Here is a 5,744-nt window from a genome sequence, read left to right on the forward strand (position 1 = left end):
CCGGGCACAACGTCCCGGTGAACTCCGGGAAGTTGTTCGTGGCGTGCAGCCGCTGGATCGCGTCGGCCCAGTCGCCGCGCCAGGTCAGGTCGTTCCACTCCGGGATGAGGTTGCCCAGCGGACAGCCCTGGTGGCAGAACGGAATGCCGCAGTCCATGCAGCGCCCGGCCTGCTTCTGCACGTTGTCCTGCTCGAACTCGAGGTAGACCTCGCGCCAGTCCTTGATCCGGATGTCCACCGGCCTGCGCTGCGGCGTCTGGCGCTCGGTGGTGAGAAAGCCCTTCGGGTCAGCCATGAGCCGCCTCCATGATCGCGTCGTTGACGTCGCGCCCATCGCGTTCGGCGGCGCTCTGGGCTTCCAGCACCCGCTTGAAATCGCGCGGCATGACCTTGCCGAACCGGCGCAGCGCCAGGTCCCAGTCCGCCAGCAGCTCCGCGGCGACCTGCGATGCGGTCTGCTCGAAGTGCCTGCGCACCCGGTCGTGCAGGAACTCGGCGTCGGTGTCGTCGAGCGGGTCGAGGTCGACCATCTCCGGGTTGACCCGGTCGGCGCGCAGGTCCAGCACGTAGGCGATGCCGCCGGACATGCCCGCCGCGAAGTTGCGGCCGGAGTCGCCGAGGATCACCGCGCGCCCGCCGGTCATGTACTCGCAGCCGTGATCGCCGACGCCTTCGACGACGGCCACCGCGCCGGAGTTGCGCACGCAGAACCGCTCCCCGACCACGCCGCGCACGAACAGCTCACCGCCGGTCGCGCCGTAGAGCAGCACGTTGCCCGCGATGACGTTGTCCTCGGCGGTGTAGGAGGCGTTCTGCGGCGGGCGCACCACGATCCGCCCGCCGGACAGGCCCTTGCCGACGTAGTCGTTGCCGTCACCGAGCAGCCGCAGCGTGATGCCGCGCGGCACGAACGCGCCGAAGCTCTGCCCCGCCGAGCCGGTGAACGTCACGTCGATCGTGTCGTCCGGCAGCCCCGCACCGCCCCAATGCTTGGTCAGCTCGTGGCCGAGCATGGTCCCGACGGTGCGGTTGACGTTGCGCACCGGCAGTTCCAGGCGCACCGGAGAACCCTCCTTCAAGGCGCCCTCGCTGAGCTGGATCAGCGTGTTGTCCAGCGCCTTGTCCAGGCCGTGGTCCTGGGTGGTGGTGTTGTGCAGCGGCTTGCCCGCGGGCAGCTCCGGCACGTGGGTGATCGCCGAAAGATCCAGGTCGGCGGTCTTCCAGTGCCGCACCGCCTCGTCGGTGTCGAGCAGCTCGGCGTGCCCGATCGCCTCCTCGATGGACCGGAATCCCAGCTGTGCCAGGTATTCCCGGACCTCCTCGGCGATGAACTGGAAGAAGTTCACCACGTAGTCGGCCTTGCCGTTGAACTTCGCGCGCAGCTCCGGGTTCTGCGTGGCCACGCCCACCGGGCAGGTGTCGAGGTGGCAGACCCGCATCATGATGCAACCGGACACGACCAGCGGGGCGGTGGCGAAGCCGAACTCCTCCGCGCCCAGCAGCGCCGCGATCAGCACGTCCCGGCCGGTCTTGAGCTGGCCGTCGGTCTGCACCACGATCCGGTCGCGCAGGTCGTTGGTCAGCAGCGTCTGCTGCGTCTCGGCCAGGCCCAGCTCCCAGGGACCGCCCGCGTGCTTGATCGACGACAGCGGCGAGGCACCGGTGCCGCCGTCGTGCCCGGAGATGAGCACCACGTCGGCGTGCGCCTTCGACACCCCGGCCGCGACCGTGCCGACGCCGACCTCGCTGACCAGCTTCACGTGGATGCGAGCGGCCGGGTTGGCGTTCTTCAGGTCGTGGATGAGCTGCGCCAGGTCCTCGATCGAGTAGATGTCGTGGTGCGGCGGCGGGGAGATCAGCCCGACGCCCGGCGTGGAGTGCCGGGTCTTGCCGATCCACGGGTAGACCTTGTGGCCGGGCAGCTGGCCGCCCTCACCGGGCTTGGCACCTTGCGCCATCTTGATCTGGATGTCGTCGGAGTTGACCAGGTATTCGCTGGTCACGCCGAACCGGCCGGAGGCGACCTGCTTGATCGCCGAACGCCGCGAGTCGCCATCCGCGTCGGCGGTGAACCGATCGGCGTCCTCGCCGCCCTCACCGGTGTTCGACTTGCCGCCGAGGCGGTTCATCGCGATGGCCAGCGTCTCGTGCATCTCCTGCGAGATGGAGCCGTAGGAGATCGCGCCGGTGGCGAACCGCTTGACGATCTCCGAGACCGGCTCGACCTCCTCGACCGGCACCGGCTCGCGGACGCCCTCGCGGAACTTGAACAGCCCGCGCAGCGTCATCAGGTCCCGCGACTGGTCGTCGACGGACTTGGTGTACTCCTTGAAGATCTCGTAGCGCCCGGCCCGCGTGGAGTGCTGCAGCTTGAACACGGTGCGCGGGTTGAACAGGTGCGGGTCGCCCTCGCGCCGCCACTGGTACTCGCCGCCCACGTGCAGATCCCGGTGCGGGGCCTGCACGCCGTCGGCCGGGTACGCCTTGCGGTGCCGCTCGGCGACCTCGGTGGCCAGCCCGTCGAAACCGACTCCGCCGAGCCGCGAAGTGGTGCCCGCGAAGCAGCGCTCGACGACCTCTTCGCCGAGCCCGATCGCCTCGAAGATCTGCGCGCCGGTGTAGGAGGCCACCGTGGAGACCCCCATCTTGGACATGGTCTTGCGCACGCCCTTGCCCAGCGCCTTGATCAGGTTCGCGGTGGCCTGGTGGGTTTCAAGGCCCTGGAGCACGCCGTTGTGCACCAGGTCCTCGACACTGGCCATCGCCAGGTACGGGTTGACCGCGGCCGCGCCGTAGCCGATCAGCAGCGCCACGTGGTGCACCTCGCGCACGTCGCCGGCTTCGACGACCAGGCCGACCTGGGTGCGGTTCTTCTCCCGCACCAGGTGGTGGTGCACCGCGCCGGTGACCAGCAGCGAGGGGATCGGGGCGTGCTCGGCGTCGGCGGTGCGGTCGGACAGCACCAGCACGTGCGCGCCGTCGGCGACGGCGGCCGAGACCTCTTCGCAGATCTCGTCCAGGCGCTGCCGCAGCGCCTGCCCGCCACCGCCGACCTCGAAGGTGCTGCGGATGATCGCGGGCTTGAGCCCCGGGCGGTCGCCGTCGTCGTCGATGTGCACGATCTTGGCGAGCTGGTCGTTGTCCAGCACCGGGAACGGCAGCACCAGCTGCTTGCAGGCGTCCGGGTCGTGGTCGAGCAGGTTGTGCTCCGGGCCGACGTGGGTGGCCAGCGAAGTCACCAGCTCTTCCCGGATCGCGTCCAGCGGCGGGTTCGTGACCTGCGCGAACAGCTGGGTGAAGTAGTCGAACAGGTGCCGCGGGCGCTTCGAGAACGCCGCGAACGGCACGTCGTTGCCCATCGAGCCAATCGGCTCGGCACCACCGGCGGCCATCGGCCGCAGCAGCACGCCGAGCTCTTCCTCGGTGTAGCCGAAGACCTGCTGGCGATGCACCAGCGAGGCGTGCGAGGGCACTTCCCGGTCGCGTTCCGGCAGGTCGCCCAGGTGCACCACACCGGAGTCCAGCCACTCCTGGTAAGGGTGCTCGGCGGCGAGCCCGCCCTTGATCTCGTCGTCGTCGACGATCCGGCCCGCGCCGGTGTCCACCAGGAACATCCGGCCCGGCTGCAACCGGCCCTTGCGCACCACCCGCGCCGGGTCCAGCTCCAGCACGCCGACCTCGCTGGCCAGCACGACCATGCCGTCGTCGGTGACCCAGTAGCGCCCAGGGCGCAGGCCGTTGCGGTCGAGCACCGCGCCGATCTGGGTGCCGTCGGTGAACGCCACCAGCGCCGGGCCGTCCCACGGCTCCATCAAGTAGTTGTGGAACTCGTAGAAGGCGCGCCGCTGCGGATCCATCTCGGCGTGGTTCTCCCACGCCTCCGGGATCATCATCAGCACCGAGTGCGGCAGGCTCCGCCCGCCCAGGTGCAGCAGTTCCAGCACCTCGTCGAACGTCGCGGAGTCGCTGCCGTCCGGCGTGGCGATGGGGTAAAGCCGCTTGAGGTCGCCGGGGATGAGGTCGGTCGCGAGCATGCTCTCGCGGGTCCGCATCCAGTTCCGGTTTCCCTTCATCGTGTTGATCTCGCCGTTGTGCGCGATGAACCGGTACGGGTGCGCCAGCGGCCACGACGGGAACGTGTTCGTGGAGAACCGCGAGTGCACCAGGCCGATGGCGCTGGCGAACCGCTCGTCGCGCAGGTCCGGGTAGAACGCGTCGAGCTGGGTCTCGCTGAGCATCCCCTTGTAGACGAAGGTGCGCGCGGACAGGCTCGGGAAGTACACCTTCGCCTCGTGCTCGGCGCGCTTGCGCACGCAGAACGCGCGGCGCTCGAACTGCAGCGCCGACTCCTGCCCGGCACCGTCGCGGCCGTTTTCCGCTTCGCGGCCGTGCCCGAGGAACAACTGCCGGAAGCCCGGCATCACCTCGCGCGCCGTGCGGCCCGCGTTGTCCGGCACCACCGGAACGTCGCGCCAGCCGAGCAGGGTGAGCCCTTCCTCGGCCACGATCCGCTCGATGGTCTCGACGGCAGCGGCGGCTCCGGCCTCGTCGGCGGGCAGGAACGCGGTCCCGGCCGCGTAGCCGCCCGCCGCGGGCAGCTCGAAAGGCACGACGGCGCGGAAGAACTCGTCCGGGACCTGCGTCAGCAGGCCGACGCCGTCCCCGGTCTCCGGGTCGGCGCCCTTGGCACCTCGGTGCTCGAGGTTGCGCAGCGCGGTGAGCGCGTTGTCCACGAGGGCATGGCTGCGCCGCCCGTGCATGTCGGCCACGAACGCCACACCGCAGGCGTCGTGGTCGTGGGCGGGGTCGTAAAGGCCCTGCCCGGTGGCGCGGCGCTGCGCCTCGTTTCTCAGATACTGGGAATCCGGCATCGATCCTCCCGTCGCCAGGCCACGGACACGCGGGAGGTGTGGTCACTCGCCAGCGGGCCCGCGAAAACCTTCGGGCACTGACAAAAGGATGCGCCGTTGCAACCGCTGGTCAGTTTTCGGCACTGTACAGACCGATGCGGTGGAAAGCTACGGCGCAGTAACGCAGGTGAATGTCACATTCCGGCCGCGCGCTCGGCGCAGCCGCCTGTCGGGACCGGTCCCGCCGCAGGTCAAGACCGCCGCTGCGAACGCGCGCCAGCTCCGGTCACCGGCGCCGCACAGCTCGCCACCCAGCGTTCATCCGCGCTGCGCAGCGGCGCTGGCTCGGTCCAGCGGGAGCATTACGTGACCTAGCGCACACCGGAGTGACCCTTGCCTTAGCGCAGACCCGTCGGACGATCCCTTTTGGACTCCGCGGAAGTACGCTCGTGCCACCGAAATTCATCCGGATGCCGCAGTCCAGTGGCCGGGTTCGCCCGCACAGTCCCGAACCGGACTCCCTCGCAGCACGGCCGGGCGCCGTCCCCGCTGGTACAGACCACCATCGGCCAGCCACTCGGCCGTTTCGAGTCCACAAAGGACATGCAGCACCCACGCCGTTTCCGGACGGCGGGCGAACGGCCCGTTCGCACCGGTCGAGCGATCCGCTCACGCGGGCCGGGAATCGCCGCGGAAGCGATCGGGCGGTGCCGGGACAATGGTTCAGCGAACTGCGGCCGTGGTCTCGGCTAGGAAGCGCGGGGATCGCCGTCGCCGCCGGAGATCACGCTCCAGCAGCAACAGCATTGCGATTCCGAGCAGCAGATAGGAATTGCCCACCACGTGCTGTACCGCATTCCATTCCCCGGCGGCGGGCAGCATCCGGAACGGCGC

At 69.7% G+C, this 5,744-nt stretch carries 1 protein-coding gene and 1 pseudogene; both read right to left on the bottom strand.

All coding sequences use genetic code 11. The features are described 5' to 3' along the window. A pseudogene (gltD, locus tag IJH84_RS26735) lies at positions 1 to 295 on the bottom strand (glutamate synthase); the annotation flags it as partial. After that, positions 288 to 4,871: a glutamate synthase large subunit gene (gene gltB, locus IJH84_RS26740; RefSeq protein ID WP_295150415.1), complete on the bottom strand. Its 4,584-nt coding sequence runs from the start codon at positions 4,869 to 4,871 to the stop codon at positions 288 to 290. The pseudogene gltD and the gene gltB, both read right to left, overlap by 8 nt. Positions 4,872 to 5,744: the final 873 nt, after the last annotated feature.

This window comes from Saccharopolyspora sp. (assembly GCF_017434145.1).
GTDB lineage: Bacteria > Actinomycetota > Actinomycetes > Mycobacteriales > Pseudonocardiaceae > Saccharopolyspora_C > Saccharopolyspora_C galaxeae.

What these genes read in the sequence shown, in the direction of transcription:
- gltB (WP_295150415.1), bottom strand. Translation starts at nt 4,871, where the DNA reads ATGCCGGATTCCCAGTATCTGAGAAACGAGGCGCAGCGCCGCGCCACC.